Annotated in this window: 21 protein-coding genes; 4 read left to right on the top strand and 17 right to left on the bottom strand. The window is 72.2% G+C overall.

The annotated features are described in order from the left end of the window. Window positions 1-14: 14 nt before the first annotated feature. From NH339_RS09550 to NH339_RS09530, 5 genes are all read right to left on the bottom strand, one after another. Window positions 15-581: a regulatory protein RecX gene (locus NH339_RS09550; protein ID WP_253024766.1), complete on the bottom strand. Its 567-nt coding sequence runs from the start codon at window positions 579-581 to the stop codon at window positions 15-17. Between the two features lie 2 nt (window positions 582-583). Further along, entirely contained in the window at window positions 584-1,663 is a 1,080-nt protein-coding gene (recA, locus tag NH339_RS09545) for a recombinase RecA (RefSeq protein ID WP_067856842.1), read from the bottom strand. A gap of 589 nt (window positions 1,664-2,252) precedes the next feature. Then, window positions 2,253-2,705 (bottom strand): hypothetical protein, encoded by a 453-nt coding sequence (locus tag NH339_RS09540; protein ID WP_253024764.1) that lies wholly within the window; start codon window positions 2,703-2,705, stop codon window positions 2,253-2,255. A gap of 106 nt (window positions 2,706-2,811) precedes the next feature. Beyond that, window positions 2,812-3,006: a DUF3046 domain-containing protein gene (locus NH339_RS09535; protein ID WP_067861477.1), complete on the bottom strand. Its 195-nt coding sequence runs from the start codon at window positions 3,004-3,006 to the stop codon at window positions 2,812-2,814. Window positions 3,007-3,076: 70 nt separating this feature from the next. Continuing rightward, the gene (locus NH339_RS09530) at window positions 3,077-3,598 is read right to left on the bottom strand and encodes a GNAT family N-acetyltransferase (protein ID WP_253024762.1); all 522 of its coding nucleotides are present in this window, start codon (window positions 3,596-3,598) and stop codon (window positions 3,077-3,079) included. 175 nt (window positions 3,599-3,773) lie between these two features. Here NH339_RS09530 and NH339_RS09525 point away from each other — a divergent pair, with 175 nt between their 5' ends. After that, complete coding sequence (locus NH339_RS09525; protein WP_253024760.1) at window positions 3,774-4,535, top strand: MerR family transcriptional regulator; 762 nt, start codon at window positions 3,774-3,776, stop codon at window positions 4,533-4,535. A 21-nt stretch (window positions 4,536-4,556) separates the two neighbouring features. On the opposite strand, the gene NH339_RS09520 is transcribed toward NH339_RS09525, so the two are convergent. From NH339_RS09520 to dapA, 8 genes are all read right to left on the bottom strand, one after another. After that, window positions 4,557-4,853 carry a helix-turn-helix domain-containing protein gene (locus NH339_RS09520; RefSeq protein WP_067856833.1) on the bottom strand — a complete coding sequence of 99 codons (297 nt, stop codon included), beginning with the start codon at window positions 4,851-4,853 and terminating at the stop codon, window positions 4,557-4,559. A gap of 78 nt (window positions 4,854-4,931) precedes the next feature. Beyond that, window positions 4,932-5,411, bottom strand: coding sequence for a CinA family protein (locus NH339_RS09515; protein WP_253024758.1), 480 nt, complete (start codon window positions 5,409-5,411; stop codon window positions 4,932-4,934). Continuing rightward, a complete protein-coding gene (gene pgsA / locus NH339_RS09510; protein WP_253024754.1) occupies window positions 5,408-6,031 on the bottom strand; it encodes a CDP-diacylglycerol--glycerol-3-phosphate 3-phosphatidyltransferase in 624 nt (207 codons plus the stop codon). Before pgsA ends, NH339_RS09515 begins: the two co-directional genes overlap by 4 nt. A 29-nt stretch (window positions 6,032-6,060) precedes the next feature. Beyond that, on the bottom strand, window positions 6,061-6,540 hold the full coding sequence (locus NH339_RS09505) for a hypothetical protein (protein WP_253024752.1): 480 nt from the start codon (window positions 6,538-6,540) through the stop codon (window positions 6,061-6,063). A gap of 4 nt (window positions 6,541-6,544) precedes the next feature. Beyond that, window positions 6,545-9,040 carry a DNA translocase FtsK gene (locus NH339_RS09500; protein WP_253024750.1) on the bottom strand — a complete coding sequence of 832 codons (2,496 nt, stop codon included), beginning with the start codon at window positions 9,038-9,040 and terminating at the stop codon, window positions 6,545-6,547. A gap of 85 nt (window positions 9,041-9,125) precedes the next feature. Continuing rightward, window positions 9,126-9,824, bottom strand: coding sequence for a sirohydrochlorin chelatase (locus NH339_RS09495; protein ID WP_253024748.1), 699 nt, complete (start codon window positions 9,822-9,824; stop codon window positions 9,126-9,128). A 190-nt stretch (window positions 9,825-10,014) separates the two neighbouring features. Further along, window positions 10,015-11,694 (bottom strand): ribonuclease J, encoded by a 1,680-nt coding sequence (locus NH339_RS09490; protein ID WP_374208259.1) that lies wholly within the window; start codon window positions 11,692-11,694, stop codon window positions 10,015-10,017. Window positions 11,695-11,705: 11 nt separating this feature from the next. Further along, window positions 11,706-12,617, bottom strand: a complete 912-nt coding sequence (dapA, locus tag NH339_RS09485) for a 4-hydroxy-tetrahydrodipicolinate synthase (protein ID WP_253024744.1) — start codon at window positions 12,615-12,617, stop codon at window positions 11,706-11,708. Window positions 12,618-12,765: 148 nt separating this feature from the next. On the opposite strand from dapA, the gene NH339_RS09480 reads away from it, so the two are divergent. Continuing rightward, on the top strand, window positions 12,766-13,572 hold the full coding sequence (locus NH339_RS09480) for a thioesterase family protein (RefSeq protein WP_253024743.1): 807 nt from the start codon (window positions 12,766-12,768) through the stop codon (window positions 13,570-13,572). On the opposite strand, the gene NH339_RS09475 is transcribed toward NH339_RS09480, so the two are convergent. From NH339_RS09475 to NH339_RS09460, 4 genes are read right to left on the bottom strand one after another with little or no spacing between them, the layout of a single operon-like run. Then, entirely contained in the window at window positions 13,551-14,045 is a 495-nt protein-coding gene (locus tag NH339_RS09475; protein WP_253024742.1) for a DUF2306 domain-containing protein, read from the bottom strand. The genes NH339_RS09480 and NH339_RS09475 overlap by 22 nt on opposite strands. Beyond that, complete coding sequence (locus tag NH339_RS09470; RefSeq protein ID WP_253024741.1) at window positions 14,042-14,476, bottom strand: MarR family winged helix-turn-helix transcriptional regulator; 435 nt, start codon at window positions 14,474-14,476, stop codon at window positions 14,042-14,044. The genes NH339_RS09475 and NH339_RS09470 overlap by 4 nt, the downstream gene beginning before the upstream one ends. A gap of 32 nt (window positions 14,477-14,508) precedes the next feature. Next, a complete protein-coding gene (locus tag NH339_RS09465) occupies window positions 14,509-15,018 on the bottom strand; it encodes a dihydrofolate reductase (protein WP_253024740.1) in 510 nt (169 codons plus the stop codon). Then, complete coding sequence (locus NH339_RS09460) at window positions 15,015-15,827, bottom strand: thymidylate synthase (protein WP_253024739.1); 813 nt, start codon at window positions 15,825-15,827, stop codon at window positions 15,015-15,017. The genes NH339_RS09465 and NH339_RS09460 overlap by 4 nt, the downstream gene beginning before the upstream one ends. Before the next feature lie 53 nt (window positions 15,828-15,880). On the opposite strand from NH339_RS09460, the gene NH339_RS09455 reads away from it, so the two are divergent. After that, on the top strand, window positions 15,881-16,381 hold the full coding sequence (locus NH339_RS09455; protein WP_253024738.1) for a hypothetical protein: 501 nt from the start codon (window positions 15,881-15,883) through the stop codon (window positions 16,379-16,381). A gap of 300 nt (window positions 16,382-16,681) precedes the next feature. Next, the coding region (locus tag NH339_RS09450; protein ID WP_253024737.1) for an SPFH domain-containing protein at window positions 16,682-17,119 on the top strand (438 nt) is incomplete at its 3' end.

Here is a 17,119-nt window from a genome sequence, read left to right as displayed (position 1 = left end):
CCTCGACGGGTCGCTCAGGTGGAGACCAGCGGGTCCCACGTGACGCCGGAGTCGTCGGCGTCGAGCTCCTCGCGGACGACGTCGAAGGCGACCTGCGGCGAGTAGCCCTTGCGGGCGAGCATGCCGGTGAGCCTGCGGATGCGGGTGGTGTCGTCGAGGCCGCGCAGGGAGCGCAGCTTCTTCTGCACCAGCCGGTGAGCCGCCTGACGTTCGGCGTCGGGGTCGACGTCGGCGAGCACGTCGCGGGCGAGGTCGTCGGCGATGCCCTTGCGGCGCAGCTCGAGGGCGAGCACCTTGGTGGCGAGCCCCTTGCTGCGCGAACGTGACTCGACCCAGGCGCGCGCGAACGCGGCGTCGTCGACGAGGCCGACCTCCTCGAACCGGTCGAGCAGGCGGGTGGCGACGTCGTCTGGCACGTGCTTGCGGGCCAGTGCCTCGGCGAGCTCGGCGCGGCTGCGCGGTGAGTCGGTCAGCTTGTTCAGCAGGATGGTCCGGGCGACCGACTCGACGTCGGCGTCCGGGTCCTGCTGGACGTCACGTGGCGCGTCGGTCGGCGCCGGCGGCTCGTGTCCCCCGGCCACGCTCAGAACTCCGTGGCCGGCAGGTCGACGTCGTCGACCTCCTCGTCGAGCTGCGCGCCGACACCGAGGTGCTCCTTGACGCGCTTCTCGAGCTCCTCGGCGAGGTCGGGGTTGTCCTTGAGGAACTGGCGGGCGTTCTCCTTGCCCTGGCCGAGCTGGTCGCCCTCGTACGTGTACCAGGCGCCGGCCTTGCGGACCATGCCCGTCTCGACGCCGACGTCGATCAGGCTGCCCTCGCGGCTGATGCCCTGGCCGTACATGATGTCGAACTCGGCCTGCTTGAACGGCGGCGCGAGCTTGTTCTTGACGACCTTGACGCGGGTGCGGTTGCCGACCATGTCGGTGCCGTCCTTGAGCGTCTCGATGCGGCGGACGTCGAGACGGACCGAGGCGTAGAACTTGAGCGCCTTGCCGCCCGTGGTGGTCTCCGGCGAGCCGAACATGACGCCGATCTTCTCGCGCAGCTGGTTGATGAAGATGGCGGTGGTGCCGGAGCCGTTGATGGCACCGGTCATCTTGCGCAGCGCCTGGCTCATGAGACGGGCCTGCAGACCGACGTGGCTGTCACCCATCTCGCCGTCGATCTCGGCCCGGGGCACGAGGGCGGCGACGGAGTCGATGACGATGATGTCGAGCGCGCCGGAGCGGATGAGCATGTCGGCGATCTCGAGCGCCTGCTCACCGGAGTCGGGCTGGGAGACCAGCAGCGCGTCGGTGTCGACGCCCAGCTTGCGGGCGTAGTCGGGGTCGAGCGCGTGCTCGGCGTCGATGAAGGCCGCGACGCCGCCGGCCTTCTGGGCGTTGGCCACGGCGTGCAGCGCGACCGTCGTCTTGCCGGAGGACTCCGGACCGTAGATCTCGACGATGCGGCCCCGCGGCAGACCGCCGATGCCGAGCGCGATGTCGAGGGCGGTGGCGCCGGTCGGGATGACGCTGACCGGGACACGACCCTTCTCGCCGAGGCGCATGACGGCGCCCTTGCCGTAGTTGCGGTCGATCTGGGCGATCGCGTTGTCGATCGCCTTCTCGCGCTGGTCGCTCGTCACGGCGGTGACGGGCGCGAGGGGGGACTTGGGAGGCATGCGCTGGTCCGTTCTGCTCGGTGGGTGGCCGGTCGTCTACGACGCTAGGGGCCGCCTCAGACATCTGGAGCCTCGTCGACCCCGCCTGTGGACAGCGACACCCTTCACGTCAACCGTGTGCACAACCGTAGTGCGAACACCTGTTCGAGTGGGTGCGACACGCCGGGGAGTCTCCACGCTGCCGGGCGCGTGCACTGCCGCAGGGGGCCTCGTCGTGCTGCTGCGCTGCCTCGGCCGGCGCTGTGCCTGGTCTCCGAGAGGGCCTCGACCGGGTGGCTGGCCGTGGCGCTGGTCTGGGGACTCGGGCCGCGGGCGGGTGCTGGGACGGACGCAAGAATCTGCGTTCGCGCGCTGAGGGTCCGAGGATTCTGCGTTTGCTACGGGATCTCGTCGTGAACGCAGCATCGTCTCGGCTCACGCGCGTGGACGAAGAGTCTCTCCGCTGCGACGCCCGCTATCGGTGGATCCGCAACCTCAGGAGGGCTCTCGAGGGTGCGGATCCACCGATGGGGCCGGCAGACGGCCGTAGCGGGTGCAGAGATCCGAGGTCGGGTGCCGGGCAGCGGAGGATGCGCGACAGGGGATCCTCCTAGACGAAGGACCCGGACGTGGACGCCCCGTCCTGGGTGGTGCTGCCCGTGCTGCCGGAGGGGTCCTGGCCGAGGCCGTCGGTCCCCGTGCCGTCCTGCGACGGAGGTGCGAGCTGACCGTCGGGCGGGGTGGGGAGCTGGCCGTCCTGGCCCGTCGGACCGCCGGCCCCGCCCGGACCGCCCTGTCCCGTCGGACCACCCTGGGAGGTCGTGCCTGGCGAGGTCGTCGCCCCCTGGTCGGCGAGGGCATGGCCGGTGGCGAAGCCGCCGCCGAACAGGGCGGCGGCGAGCACGGCCGCGACGGCCGCGACGGCACCGGTCCGGCGCGGACGCGCGGACCTCGGCTCGACCTGCTCGTCGTCGTGCCGCGCGAGCACGACCGTCTGCGGCGCGGTCGGGTGCTCGACGGTGTCGTCGACGTCGTGGGTGCGGATGGTCTCCGTCGTGCTCATCGTGGCTCCTTCGTCGGACCGCTCGGCCCGTCGACCTCCACGATGGCCGGGCAGCTTCGGCGCCCGCCGTGCCCTTCCTGTGCGTCGCCCATGAGGGCGCGGCGCCTCAGCGCTCGCGCGCGGGGAGCTCGAGGCTGGCGTGGACGGCGCGCCACACGACCTTGGGGTCGACGCCGGCCTCGAGGGCCTCGCTGGCCGTCCGGCCGTCGAGCTCGGCCATGACCTGCGTGGCGGCCCAGACCCGCGCGTACCCCGGGCCGAGGTGGAGGGTCATCCGCTCCCAGAACTCGCTGTGCCTCATCGCGGCCAGCATGCCACGCGGCACCCGGCGTCGGCGGGCCGGCAGCCCGACCCCGTCAACCCCAGCCCCCTCAACCCAGTGCGACGATCTCGACGAGCAGCGGGCGGTCGAGCGGACGGTCGGCGTGGATGATCCGGGCGGGGCCGTCGGCCCACGGCTCGACGTGGACCCGCTCGAGACCGGCCTGCTCGCTCACCCGGCCCGACGCCGGGTTCGTCTCCATCGACCGCGCCACGACGGGCCAGTCGGGCTGCGTGCGGTGCGCGGCCCCGACGGCGACGCTCGCGACCCAGGTGCCGAGGCCGTGGCCCCAGACGCTCGGCGCGAGCCGGAAGCCCAGGTTCCACCAGCCGCCGCGGGGCGACACCCCACCGGTCCCGACGACGTCGCCACGCACGGTGACGGCCCACTCCCCCAGGCCGCTCTCGCGCCAGTCGCGCTCGGCCCGCTCCGCCAAGGCGACGCTGCGCTCGCGCTCGACGAACACGCCCTCGGGGAAGTGTCGCCAGGTCTCGGGATCGGCGTACACGACGTGCACGGCGTCGACGTCGTCGAGCACGAGTGGGCGCAGACCCCAGTCCGACGGGTTCACCCCGACACCACCGCCGGACCTGTCGTCCCCGTCACCATGGCGCCCCCTGACCGTCGTGCTTCCTGGCGCCAGCATGGCAGGCGTGCTCGGTTCGAGGGATGCCAGGCTTGACCCTCACGCGAGGTGAGGCCGCAAGGTGGTCGACGAACCCATCCCGACGACGAGGGGGAGAACGATGGAGGACGGCCTGTACACGGTCGGCCGACTGGCGGAACTTGCCGGCGTGACGGTGCGCACGCTGCACCACTACGGCGAGATCGGACTGCTCGAGCCGAGCGACCGGAGTCCGGCGGGCTACCGCCTGTACGACGCCGACGCCGTGGACCGCCTCACTCGCATCCTCTACTACCGCGACCTCGGGTTCGGGCTCGACGACGTCGCCGCCCTCCTGGACGGCGACACCGACCCGGTCGACCATCTCCGTCACCAGCACCGGCTGCTCAGCGAGCAGCTCACCCGCGTGCAGGGACTCGTGGCGGCCATCGAACGAGAGCTGGAGGCACACATGTCAGGCATCAGGTTGACACCCGAGGAGCAGCTGGAGGTCTTCGGAGAGTCCTGGGACCCCGCATACCAGGAGGAGGCGCACGAGCGCTGGGGCGACACCACGGCCTGGGCGCAGAGCCACGAGCGCACGCGCTCCTGGACGAAGGAGGACTGGCAGGAGGTGAAGCGGAGGACGGATGCGCTGAACGCACGGCTCGCCGACGCCTTCGCCGACGGGGTCCGACCCGGGTCCCCCCGAGCGGACGAGCTCGCCGAGGAGCACCGTGCAGAGCTGAACCGCTTCTACGACGCCGACCACGCGCTGCACCGCGGCGTGGTCGCCTTCACGACCGGCGACGAGCGCTTCCGCGCGCAGCTGGAGGACCTGGCGCCCGGTCTCTCCGACTGGTGGCGGGCCGTCGTGGACTCCAACGCCGACCGGCAGGGCTGACGTCGCGGCCCGGCGGGGTGGTCAGGCCGCGGAGGCCGAGACCTCGCCGGGCGTGATCGTCGAGACGCTCGCGAGGTCGGTGGCCTCCTCGATGGCCAGCAGCGTGCTGACGTCGAGCAGGACCTTGCTGAGCGGGACGTCGAGCGCTGCGGCGAGCGCAGCGAGCAGCTCCGAGCTCGGCTCCTTCTGCCCGCGCTCGACCTCGGAGATGTAGCCGAGCGACACCCGGGCCTTGGCGGACACGTCGCGGAGCGTGAGTCCCTGGGCGACCCGGCGGGCGCGCAGCACCTCACCGACCAGCTGCCTCATGGCGGTCATGGTCCACCTCCTCCGCGTGGGTCACCTCGGGATCAACGTCGCTCGACCGGAGGTGATTCCCCGGCTCCGTGACAGGTCCTACTCACAGAGCGTAGCGACCATGGACGACAGCGCAGCACCGACCGTCCCCCGACGGACGGCGTCGCGGTCGCCGTCGAGGTGCAGCGGCTCGGACCGCAGGCGGTGGCCGGGTCCGTCGAGGCCGAGGAAGACGGTGCCGGCCGGCTTGCCCTCGTTCGGGCCCGGACCGGCCACACCCGTCGTCGCGATGCCCCAGTCCGCCTCGAGCAGCCGTCGCACGCCGTCGGCCATCTGCGCAGCCGTGCCGGGGTCGACGGCGCCTCGCTGCGCCAGGTGCTCGCCGTCGACGCCGAGCACCGAGTGCTTGACCCGCGTCGCGTACGACACGACGCCGCCCACGACGACGTCGGACGCGCCAGGCACGTCGACGAGCGCCGCGCACAGCAGGCCGCCCGTGAGCGACTCGGCGCACGCGATCGTCTCGCCCCGCTCCCGCAGGAGACGGACGGCCTCGACCGCGGCCGGCAGCGGCGTCACGCCGCGCTCTTCGCGTCCCGTCGCAGGACGATCGCGTCACGGACGTACTGGACGGCCGTGACCACCGTGATGACGAGGGCCGCAGCCATGAGCACGTGGGTGACCCAACGCAGCACGTCGCTCGTGGTGTTGTCCCACAGCTCGAACGGCAGGACGTAGCCGCCGATCGCGAGGGCCTGCAGCGTCGTCTTGATCTTGCCGCCCTGGCTCGCGGGCATGACGCCGTACTTCTTCACGACGAAGCGCATGAGGGTGATGCCCCACTCGCGCACGAGCAGCACGATCGTGACCCACCACCACAGCACGCCGATGATCGACAGCCCGACGAACGCCATGCCGGTGAGCGCCTTGTCGGCGATCGGGTCGGCCAGCTTGCCGAAGTTGGTGACCAGGTTGTGCTTGCGGGCGAGGTCGCCGTCGATCCGGTCGGTGACCATGAGCAGGGCGAACGCGACCCAGGCCCACACGCGGGTCGAGACGTCCTGGCCGTCCTGGGTGAGCAGCAGCCAGCCGAACAGCGGCACGCCGAGGATGCGCACGACCGTGAGGGCGTTGGCGATGTTCAGGTTGCTCGGGACGTGCTGGGGGTCCTGGTGGTGGCTGGCGTGGGCCGGCTCCATGGGTGCCTCTCGCTCGCGGGACGGACGGTTCAGTATGCCCCACCGCGTCGACGGGCGATCTCCTCGCGAGCCTCCTCGACCGACACGGTGGTCCCGAGGCCGAGGGGCGCGGTGTGGATACGGCGTCCGTCCGGGCTGATCACCTTCACCCGCGGGTCGAGCAGGCCGTCGCGCGGCTCGACCCGGATGTCGGCCATCTCGCTCCAGAGCAGACCCACCCACCCGTCGCCGTCGCGCATGCGCACGCCGTGCGCGTCGGCCACGAACAGGGGCGTTCGGGCGTCACGCACGCCCTGCAGGACGGTCAGCGCGAGGAACAGCAGGACGCCGCCCGGCACCCAGAGCGCGGTGTCGTCGCGCTCCCAGGCGAGGAAGCCGAACCCGGCGCCGACGGCCAGCGCGGCGAGCCCGACGACGAGGTAGAGCAGCGCGCGGCGGCGGATCTCGAACGGCTGGTCGTCGACGACGTCGTCCTGCAGCGACTCGAGACGCTCGGTGCTCACGGCCATCACCTCATCCTGCGCTGATCGACGCGAGGACGTCGTCGAGGTCGTCGGGCTTCACGAGCACGTCGCGCGCCTTGGATCCCTCGCTGGGCCCGACGACGCCGCGGCTCTCCATGATGTCCATGAGGCGTCCGGCCTTCGCGAAGCCGACGCGCAGCTTGCGCTGCAGCATCGACGTCGAGCCGAACTGCGTCGTGACGACGAGCTCGACGGCCTGGAGCACGAGGTCGAGGTCGTCGCCGATGTCGTCGTCGAGGTCGCGCGCGGCCTGGGCCGGGGCGGTGACGTCCTCGCGATAGCTGGGCTGCAGCTGCTCCTTGCAGTGCTTGACCACCTCCGCGATCTCCGCCTCGGTGATCCAGGCACCCTGCATGCGCATGGCCTTGTTCGCGCCCATCGGCAGGAAGAGCCCGTCGCCCTGGCCGACCAGCTTCTCCGCGCCCGGCTGGTCGAGGATGACCCGGCTGTCGGCGAGCGAGCTCGTGGCGAACGCCAGGCGGCTCGGCACGTTGGCCTTGATGAGGCCGGTGACGACGTCGACGCTGGGTCGCTGCGTGGCGAGCACCAGGTGGATGCCCGCCGCACGGGCGAGCTGCGTGATGCGCACGACCGAGTCCTCGACGTCGCGCGGGGCGACCATCATGAGGTCGGCGAGCTCGTCGACGACGACCAACAGGTACGGGTAGGGCGTGAGGACCCGCTCGCTGCCGGGCGGCGCCTGCAGCGAGCCCGCCCGGACCGCCTTGTTGAAGTCGTCGACGTGCCGGAAGCCGAAGTTGGCGAGGTCGTCGTAGCGCATGTCCATCTCGCGCACGACCCACTGCAGCGCCTCGGCCGCCTTCTTGGGGTTCGTGATGATCGGCGTGATGAGGTGCGGGATGCCCTCGTAGGCGGTCAGCTCGACGCGCTTGGGGTCGACCATGATCATCCGCACCTCGTCGGGCGTGGAGCGCATGAGCAGCGACGCGATCATGGAGTTCACGAAGCTCGACTTGCCCGATCCGGTGGCGCCGGCGACGAGCAGGTGGGGCATCTTCGCCAGGTTCGCGACGACGAAGCCACCCTCGACATCCTTGCCCAGCCCGATGACCATCGGGTGGTGGTCGCCGCGGGCCTTGCCGGAGCGCAGCACGTCGCCGAGGGAGACCATCTCCTTGTCGACGTTCGGGATCTCGACGCCGATCGCCGACTTGCCGGGGATCGGGCTGAGGATGCGCACCTCGTTGGACGCGACGGCGTAGGAGATGTTCTTGCTGAGCGCGGTGACCTTCTCGACCTTGACGGCCGGGCCGAGCTCGACCTCGTAGCGCGTGACCGTCGGGCCGCGGGTGTAGCCCGTGACCTGCGCGTCGATCTGGAACTGCTCGAGCACCTCGGTGAGCCGCTCGACGACCTCGTCGGAGGCGGCCGACCGGGCCTTGTGCGGGCTGCCCTCCCGCAGGACGGTGGAGTCGGGCAGCGCGTACACGACGTCGCCGGACAGCGAGAGCTGCTCGGCGCGAGCCGGGAGGGGCTCCAGCGGCGGGAGGACGACGTCGGCCGGGTCGTCGACCTCGGCGGCCGGCGGCTCGGGCGCCGACGCGGCGGCGGCTGCGGCTACTTCGGCCTCCGCAGCCTTCTCGGCCTTGCGTCGCTGACGCGCCGAGACCTGACGGTCCTCGTCGGGCCCGTCGACGAGCGGGTTCTCGTAGGGCTCGTCCGGCACCGTGCGCGGGTGGCGCTTGCGAGGGGTGTCGACCGGCTCCTGCGGCTCGGCCGAGCGGCCGAGGGCCTTGTCGCGGGCCTCGCGGAGCCGGGTCGGCACCGCGTGCAGCGGGGTGGCCGTGACCACGAGCAGCCCGAAGACGACCAGGAGCACCAGGATAGGCGCGACCGCGAACGGCGAGCGCAGGAGGTCGACGGGGATGGCGGAGAAGAGGAAGCCGACCGCTCCGCCGGCGTCGCGCACGGCGGGCATGTCGTCGGGGCGGGGCACGCCGTGCGCCAGGTGCACCAGGCCGAGCACACCGCCGCTCATGGCGGACCAGCCGATGACCTGGCGCCCGACGGGACCATTGCGGTCGGGGTGGCGCAGCGTGCGCCATGCGATGACGGCGAGCACGATGGGCACCGCCCAGGCGAGCAGGCCGACCGAGCCGGTGGTGGCGGCACGGACGCCGTCGGCGACGGCGCCGGGCACCTGCCACCAGACCGACGCGGCCACGACGATGGCCAGGGCGACGATGCCGAACCCGACGCCGTCACGGCGCTGCTCGGGCTCGAGCTCGGCCGCGGAGTGCCCGATGCTGCGGGCCACCGCACCGACCGCGCCCGCGATACCGAGCCAGATCGCCGTCAGGGCGCGCGCGACGCCCCCGACGACGACCGCGACCGGACCGGGGCCCGTGCGCGGGGCAGGCTTGCGTGCCGCGGGCTTGCGCTTCGCGGTGCTGGAGGCAGGCTTCTTGCGGGCCTGGCTGCCGGACGGCCGCTTGCGCGGCGGGGAAGACGTGCGGGTCGCCATGGCGAGAGCCTAAACCACAGGTCGAGGGTCGGGCGGTTCCCACGCCGTGGGCGCGGGTTTCCGCCTCCGCTGCGCGGTGCGGGTCTCAGAGGGCCGGGACGCCCAGGCCGAGGGCCTGGTGGAACCGCGTGAGGACGAGGTCGACGACGCGACGGTCCGGGATGCCGCCGTCGAGCACGGGGGCCGTCACCAGGTCGGCGCCACTCTGGCGCAGCTGGTCGGCGTCGCGCCCGGGGGTCAGCACGTAGGAGGCCACCACGACCCGGCGTCCGTAGGCGCGGGCGATGTCGACGGCGTCCGAGAGCGGCGTGTCCTTGCCGCCGATCGAGCCGACGTGCACCGGACCGCCCCAGACCGCGCTCACGAGACGCGCCATCCGCGAGTAGCCGCTGATCGCCCCGTCGTTCTCCGAGCCCGAGACGCCCAGCACGATCGTGTCGTCCTTGCGGGCGCCCGCCTCGATGAGTCGCTGCACGGCCAGCTCGGCCAGCGTCCAGTCCGGGCCGAGCGCCGGGGCGACGACCAGGTCCGGGTCGTGACTGCGAGCCACCTCCAGCGCCATGGCCACCTCGCTGTGCGGCACGAGGGTCAGCGGCACGGCGACGCGCACGGGCGGGTAGGTCTCGTCGTGGCTCATGATCTCGACGGGCGTGTCACGCACGTCCACCGACGGGGCGTCGCGACGCACGGCGCTGATGAGCGCCTGCAGCGCCGCTCGCTCGGCGACTCCCGCGTGGCCGGAGGAACAGGCCAGGAGCGCCTCGTCGGAACGTCGGATCACCACGGGCGACTCCCCCTCACTGCCGGAACCGGTGCACGGCCGGCAGCGACGTGCGTAACGTCGCCGCCGGCCGCAACCGGTGTCCCACCACGGTTCGGCCCCGCGCCGAACTCTTGACCACGACGTTAGGCAGCCTGTGTTTCGCGGCCAGCGCCCTCGCGTTTCGGGCGCGTAACAGTCCGAGGGACCTTGGTCACGCCTCGAGGACGATGGGGATGATCATCGGACGACGGCGCAGCTTGCGGCCCGCGAAGGAGCCGAGCACACGTCGCACGACCTGCTGGAGCTGCTTGGTGTCGTGGGTGCCGTCGCGCAGGGACTGCTCGATGGCGTCGACGATGCGCGGCGTGACCTCGTCGAAGACCGACGGGTCCTCCGCGAGTCCACGGGCCTGGATCTCCGGTCCGCTGACGATCTTGCCGTTGGTCGAGTCGACCACGACGACGACGGAGATGAAGCCCTCGTCGCGCAGGATCCGCCGGTCCTTCAGCTCGCTGTCGGTGATCTCGCCGACCGAGGAGCCGTCGACGTAGACGTACCCGCACTCGACAGCGCCGACGATCGACGCGTGCCCGTCGACGAGGTCGATCACGTAGCCGTCCTCGGCGAGGAGGACGTTCGGCACGCCGGTCTGCGTGGCCAGGGCGCCGTTGGCGTGCAGGTGACGGATCTCGCCGTGCACCGGCAGCACGTTCGACGGCTTGACGATGTTGTAGCAATAGAGCAGCTCGCCGGCCGACGCGTGGCCCGAGACGTGCACGAGGGCGTTGCCCTTGTGCACGACGCGCGCACCCAGCTTCGTGAGGCCGTCGATCACGCGGTAGACCGCGTTCTCGTTGCCGGGGATCAGCGACGACGCCAGCAGCACGGTGTCGCCCGGCTCCAGGCTCACCTGCTGGTGGCTGCGGTTGGCGATCCGCGACAGTGCCGCCATCGGCTCGCCCTGCGAGCCGGTGGACATGAGGACCATCTTCTCCGGCGGTGCGGCGTCGATCTTGTCGACGACGACGCCGTCGGGCACGTGCAGGTACCCGAGGTCGCGCGCGATCTGCATGTTGCGCACCATCGAGCGGCCCACGTACGCGACCTTGCGGCCGTGCTTGGCCGCGGCGTCGAGCACCTGCTGCACGCGGTGCACGTGCGAGGCGAACGAGGCGACGATGATCCGCTGGCGGCTCGACGCGAACACCGCGTCGATCGCCGGGGTGATGTTGCGCTCCGCGACCGTGAACCCGGGCACGTCGGCGTTCGTGGAGTCGGTGAGGAACAGGTCGACACCCGCCTCGCCGAGGCGGGCGAAGGCCCGCAGGTCGGTGATGCGGCCGTCGAGTGGCAGCTGGTCCATCTTGAAGTCGCCTGTGTGCAGCGCGACGCCGGCGGGCGTCTTGACCGCCACGGCGAGCGCGTCGGGGATGGAGTGGTTGACCGCGACGAACTCCAGCTCGAACGGGCCCAGGTTCAGGACGTCGTTCTCGGCCACCACGTGCTGCGGGACGTCGCGCAGGCGGTGCTCGCGCAGCTTCGGCTCGACCAGGGCGAGGGTCAGCTTGGAGCCGACGACCGGGATGTTGACGCGCTCGCGCAGCAGGTACGGCACACCGCCGATGTGGTCCTCGTGCCCGTGCGTCAGCACCACGGCCACGACGTCGTCGAGCCGGTCACGGATGGGACCGAAGTCGGGCAGGATCAGGTCGACGCCCGGGTGGTGCTCCTCGGGGAACAGCACCCCGCAGTCGACGACCAGGAGCTTGCCGCCGAACTCGAAGACGGTCATGTTGCGACCGATCTCTCCGAGGCCGCCCAGAGGGATGACGCGCAGGGTGTTCGTGCCGAGTGCCGGGGGCGTCCCCAGCTCCGTGTGCATGTGGCTCAAGGAGTGTCCGTTCAGTCGAGGAGGCCGACACCTACGAGGGCGTCGCGCACCAGCGCGACCTCGTCCTCGGTGGCGTCGACCAGTGGTGCACGGGTCGTGCGGTTGTCGAGGACGCCGAGCAGCTGCAGGGCAGCCTTCGCGGCGATGACGCCTTGCGTCAGGGTCATGATCGCGCGGACGAGCGGGATCATGCGGTCGTTGATGCGCCTGGCCTCGACGAGGTCGCCCGCGTCGAGCGCCGCGATCATGTCGGCCCAGGGCTCGGCCGTGATGTTGCCGCACGTGCTCACGACGCCGCTGGCTCCGTAGGCCATCCAACCCAGGGTCAGCGCGTCGTCGCCCGAGTAGAGGCGGATACCGGTCTCGCGCATGAGGTAGGCGCCGCGCTCGAGGTCACCGACCGCGTCCTTGACCGCGACCACGAGCGGGTTGCGGCGCAGCTCGAGGTAGGTGGACTCGGCGATCGTCGTGCCGGAGCGGCCCGGGTGGTCGTAGAACATCACCGGCACGTCACCGCCCGCGGCGGCGACCTCGTGCACGTGCCTGACGATGCCGGCCTGGGGAGGCTTGCTGTAGTACGGCGTCACGACGAGCAGGCCGTGCGCGCCGGTCTTCGCGGCACTCTGGGCCAGCTCGACGCTGTGCCGCGTGTCGTTCGTGCCGACCCCCGCCACGATCGTGGCGCGGTCGCCGACCGCCTCGAGGACGGCCGCCAGCAGGCGCGCGTCCTCCTCCCCCGTCGTCGTCGGGGACTCACCGGTCGTGCCACTGACCACGATGCCGTCGTTGCCGTGGTCGACCAGGTGCGTCGCGAGCTTCTGCGCCGCGTCGACGTCGAGGGCCCCCTCAGGGGTGAACGGCGTGACCATGGCGGTCAGGACGCGGCCGAACGGTGCGGCCTCGCTGGCGAGCGGGGAGGTCATGGACCGAGGTTACCGCTGACCGCCGTCAGCATCCCCGCCGCACCTGTGCCGTCCTGCCGCCCACGGCCCGGCACCCCCGCTGCGCCCTCTGCCGCCCACGGCCCGGCACCCCCGCCGTGCCCTCTGTCGGGGCCGCTACCGTCGGCGCATGACGTCGTACGAGCTCGACCGTGCCGTCGCCTCCACCCCGGGCGACGACGGGCACCGCCACCTGACCCTCACCGCGGACTGGAACACGCCCAACGGCACGGCCAACGGCGGCTACGTGCTCGCGATCCTGGCCCGTGCGGTGCTCGACGAGGCCCGCACCAGCGCACCGGACCACCCGGACCTGCTCACCGTGTCGGTCAGCTACTTCAAGCCGCCGACCCCCGGACCGGCGTCGGTCGAGGTCACCACCCTGCGCGTCGGTCGGCGCGTCTCGGTGCACCAGGCCGCCCTGCAGCAGGGTGGCCGCACCGTCGCGCACGCCGTGATCTCCCTGCACGACTGGGACACGGCCGGCACCGTCGAGCACCTCCCGCACGCCGCGCCCGCAGTCCCCGGGCCCGACGAGAGCACCGACCTGTCGCCGTTCATCCCGACCGGTGCCGTCCCCATCGTCGAGCGCTACGAGTCGCGATCGCCCGAGGTGCCGGGCTGGCTGCGCGGCGAGCCGTCGGGCTCCCCCGAGGCGACCGTGTGGGTCCGACCCAAGGACGGCCGCCGGGTCGACGCCCTCGCGGCCGCCGCCATCGTCGACGGGTACCCGCCGGTCACGGCCGAGCTCGGCCACCTCGCGTCCGCCACGGTCCAGCTCACGGTCCACCTGCGTCGACGTCCCGACAGCGCCTGGGCGCTGCTCCACGTCACGACCCGGCACGTCCAGCAGGGCTACCACGACGAGGACGTCGAGCTGTGGGACGAGCAGGGTCGCCTCGTGGCCCAGAGCCGTCAGCTGGCCGTGCTGTCCTGAGGGCGCGCGCGGCCGACCGCGACGTCGAGCGCGCGACCGGCGCCCACCACCGCGACGGCGGTGAGCAGCACGAGCGCACCGGCGACGACGGCCGCGACCGGGTCGTCGAGGACCAGCTGCGGGATCGCCCGCTGCGGCACGAGCGACGCCGCGGCGCCCGCGCCCACCAGGCCGATCCAGTTGCCGGTCATCGCGGCGCGGTGCTCGGGGATCCGGCCCTGTCGGGCCCTGACCACCCCCAGCGGCACGGTGACGAGCGTGACGACCGACAAGGCGTGCAGCGCGCTGAAGTGACCCGGCCGGATCTCCTGGATCCAGAACGACGTGACGGCGACGTAGAGGATCGCCACCACCCACGCCCGCCCCGCCAGGCGATGGCCCCGCGTGCCGCGCGGTCCCACGAAGAGCTGCCAGAAGCCGACGACCAGCGCGACGAGAGCCGCGAAGGCGTGCGTCGCGATCAGCGGCGTCATGGCGTCTCCGGTCGCAGCACCTGGAGCAGGGGGTCGGTCACGGCGCGGACCTGGTCGGCCGTGACGTCGCCGGCCTCCAGAAGACGTCCGAACGCGTCCTCGAGCAACGCCCCGCCGTCGGCGACGAGCCGCTCCCCCGCCGAGGTCAGCGTCAGCGCGCTGCGGTTGCCCGTGCCCGGCGTGCGTGCGGCGGTCAGCAGCCCGGCCTCGGAGAGCGTGCGGACCATGCGGCTCGCGGCGGGGGCCGAGACGTCCTGCGCGGCGGCCAGCTCGGCCTGGGTCGGCGTGCCCAGCGCCTGCACCGTGACGAGGGTGAGGAAGCGCGCATAGCTCGTGCCATGGGCTGCGCGCAGCATCTCGTCGGCGGCCGCGTCGAGCGCGGCGACGAGCGTGTGCAGGCGGTAGGCCGGCTGCCGGGGGTCGTAGGTCACCCCGGCATCATGCAGCGGTTAACTTAACCGTGTCAAGATGCCCGGGCGTAGGTGACGATCTCGAACGGCACCCGCTCGGGATCCGGTCCCACGTGCGGCACGCTGCCGACCTCGTGCCAGGCCTCCCAGTCGACCCGCGGGAAGAAGGCGTCGCCGTCCGGCGCAGCCGCCACGCGGGTCACGACCATGACGTCGACGAGGCCCTGCTCCAGCGCCTGCGCGTACACCTGCGCGCCACCGACGAGGAAGACGTCGTCGTCGAGCTCGCGGGCCGTGGCGAGCGCCTCCTCGAGCGACGCGGCGACGAGCACGCCGTCGCCCCGAGGCCCCGCCGACCAGTCCGGGTCGCGGGTCAGGACGATCGTGGTGCGACCCGGGAGCGGCCGACCGATGGAGTCGTAGGTGGCCCGCCCCATGACCAGCGGGTGGCCGAGGGTGAGGCGCTTGAAGTGGGCGAGGTCCTCGGGCAGGCGCCACGGCAGTGCCCCGTCGACCCCGATCACCCGGTTCGCGCCCATCGCGACGACGAGCGTGACGCTCATACGGCGATCGGCGCCTTGATGCCCGGGTGCGGGTCGTAGCCGGTGACCTTGATGGCGTCGAAGTCGAAGCCGTCGATGCTGGTGACCGTCGGGTCGAGCCAGAGCTCCGGCAGCGGACGCGGCTCGCGCTGCAGCTGCAGGCGCGCCTGGTCGAGGTGGTTGAGGTAGAGGTGCGCGTCGCCGAACGTGTGCACGAAGTCGCCCACCCGCAGGCCGGCGACCTGCGCCACCATGTGCGTCAGCAGTGCGTAGGAGGCGATGTTGAACGGCACGCCGAGGAAGACGTCGGCCGAGCGCTGGTACAGCTGGCACGACAGCCGGCCAGGTCCGCCGTCGTCGGCGGGAGCCACGTAGAACTGGAAGAACGCGTGGCAGGGCGCGAGCGCCATGGCCGGCAGGTCGGCGACGTTCCAGGCGCTGACGATGTGGCGCCGGGAGTCGGGGTCGGCCTTCAGCGCCTCGACGACCTGGGCGAGCTGGTCGACCGTCTCGCCGGACGGCGTCGGCCAGCTGCGCCACTGGTGCCCGTAGACCGGGCCGAGCTCGCCGTCGTCGTCGGCCCACTCGTCCCAGATGGTGATGCCGTGCTCACGCAGCCACGTGGTGTTGGTGTCGCCGCGGACGAACCAGAGCAGCTCCCCGACGACCGACCTGAGGTGGATCTTCTTGGTGGTGACGAGCGGGAACCCCTCGGAGAGGTCGAAGCGCATCTGGTGCCCGAACACGCTGAGCGTGCCGGTGCCGGTGCGGTCGCCCTTCTCGACCCCCTCGTCGAGGACGCGGCGGACGAGATCGAGGTAGGCCTGCATGACTCGCAGGATACTCGCCCCCACGACCGTCCCGGTCGTGCGAGACTCTGGGCGTGCCCCTCGCCGAGTACGAGGCCTCGCCCCAGGAGGTCCGCCGTTTCGCCCTCCTGCAGATCGTCCTGACTGCCGCCTTCATGACGCTGATCTTCCTGGCGCTGGGCGGCACAGACGCCGACCTCCCGCCGTGGTGGCTGCTCGGCGTGCTCGGGCTCGGGCTCGTGGCTGCCGCGGTGCTCTCCGAGCGCGTGTGGCTGCAGTCGTCGCCGCTCGACCCGGAGGCCGACCCCGCCGAGAACCAGCGGCGTGCCGTCGGCATCTTCGCCGCCCAGACGGTCCGCAAGCTCGTGTTCTGCGAGGCCATCGTGTTGGTCTCGATCCTGGTCGCCTTCGTCGGCTCCTGGGGCGGGTGGACGATCCTGCTCGTCGGCGTGCCCGGTCTCTTCCTCCTCGGCTGGGAGACCTGGCCGGGGCTGCGGAACCTGTCGATGACGGCGGCGATGCTGGACGCCCAGGGCGCCGACTCCCGACTGGTCGAGAGCTTCCGGTCCTGGTGAAAGGGCTTGGAGCCCGCGCGACGACCGGTCCATACTGGGTGCCGAGCGGGATCAGTGGCCCGGCGGTCGTCACCGCCCCGGTCCCACGTGTCGTACCTCGCTCACGTCCCTCCACAGGACACTTTGGGTGATCCCGCCACGGCGGGTGGGGTTCAACTCCCCTCGTCGGCGCGGGCCGGCAGCCTCGGGACCTCCCGGGGCACCTGGACGCGAGGCCCTGCAGGACTCCGGGTCCTCCGCCTCCCGCACGGGGCCGTCCCGCGCCGATCCACCATCCGACGACCACCCGAGAGGACCATCGTGAAGATCACCGTCCAGCCCTACGAGCGCGTGCTGGTGCACCGCGACGGTGCCCTCGTCGACGTCCTCGGGCCGGGCCGTCACCGGCTGCGCCGCCGGCGGACCGTGCGGCGCGTCGTCGACGTGCGTGAGCGTCTGCTCGGCCTCGCCACCCAGGAGGTGCCGACCTCCGACGGCCTGCGCGTCAAGGTGGGTGCCACGCTGACCTGGCGGGTCGTCGACCCCGTCGCCTGGCACGCCAGGGCGCTCGACCCGGAGGCCGTCGTCTACGAGGCGGCGCGACGCGCGGTGCGCGACGTGGTGGCCGCGTCCGACCTGTCCGGTCTCGCGTCGGGCGTGCCCGAGGACGACGTCCCCGCCGCCCTCGTCGCTGCCATCGGCACCGTCGGGGCGGAGGCCACGTCGCTGCGCGTCACCGACGTGCTCCCGCCGGCGGAG

Source organism: Aeromicrobium sp. CnD17-E (genome assembly GCF_024124745.1).
Classification (GTDB): Bacteria; Actinomycetota; Actinomycetes; order Propionibacteriales; family Nocardioidaceae; genus Aeromicrobium.
This window is presented reverse-complemented; position numbering and strand designations above follow the sequence as displayed.

Excerpts from the sequence above, each read along its gene's own strand:
- NH339_RS09480 (WP_253024743.1), top strand. The coding sequence starts at position 12,766 with ATGACGTCGTACGAGCTCGACCGTGCCGTCGCCTCCACCCCGGGCGAC.
- NH339_RS09520 (WP_067856833.1), bottom strand. The coding sequence starts at position 4,853 with ATGACCGCCATGAGGCAGCTGGTCGGTGAGGTGCTGCGCGCCCGCCGG.
- NH339_RS09500 (WP_253024750.1), bottom strand. The coding sequence starts at position 9,040 with ATGGCGACCCGCACGTCTTCCCCGCCGCGCAAGCGGCCGTCCGGCAGC.
- NH339_RS09525 (WP_253024760.1), top strand. The coding sequence starts at position 3,774 with ATGGAGGACGGCCTGTACACGGTCGGCCGACTGGCGGAACTTGCCGGC.
- NH339_RS09460 (WP_253024739.1), bottom strand. The coding sequence starts at position 15,827 with ATGCAGGCCTACCTCGATCTCGTCCGCCGCGTCCTCGACGAGGGGGTC.
- NH339_RS09540 (WP_253024764.1), bottom strand. The coding sequence starts at position 2,705 with ATGAGCACGACGGAGACCATCCGCACCCACGACGTCGACGACACCGTC.
- NH339_RS09505 (WP_253024752.1), bottom strand. The coding sequence starts at position 6,540 with ATGGCCGTGAGCACCGAGCGTCTCGAGTCGCTGCAGGACGACGTCGTC.
- NH339_RS09465 (WP_253024740.1), bottom strand. The coding sequence starts at position 15,018 with ATGAGCGTCACGCTCGTCGTCGCGATGGGCGCGAACCGGGTGATCGGG.
- NH339_RS09535 (WP_067861477.1), bottom strand. The coding sequence starts at position 3,006 with ATGAGGCACAGCGAGTTCTGGGAGCGGATGACCCTCCACCTCGGCCCG.
- NH339_RS09475 (WP_253024742.1), bottom strand. The coding sequence starts at position 14,045 with ATGACGCCGCTGATCGCGACGCACGCCTTCGCGGCTCTCGTCGCGCTG.
- dapA (WP_253024744.1), bottom strand. The coding sequence starts at position 12,617 with ATGACCTCCCCGCTCGCCAGCGAGGCCGCACCGTTCGGCCGCGTCCTG.
- pgsA (WP_253024754.1), bottom strand. The coding sequence starts at position 6,031 with ATGGAGCCGGCCCACGCCAGCCACCACCAGGACCCCCAGCACGTCCCG.
- recA (WP_067856842.1), bottom strand. The coding sequence starts at position 1,663 with ATGCCTCCCAAGTCCCCCCTCGCGCCCGTCACCGCCGTGACGAGCGAC.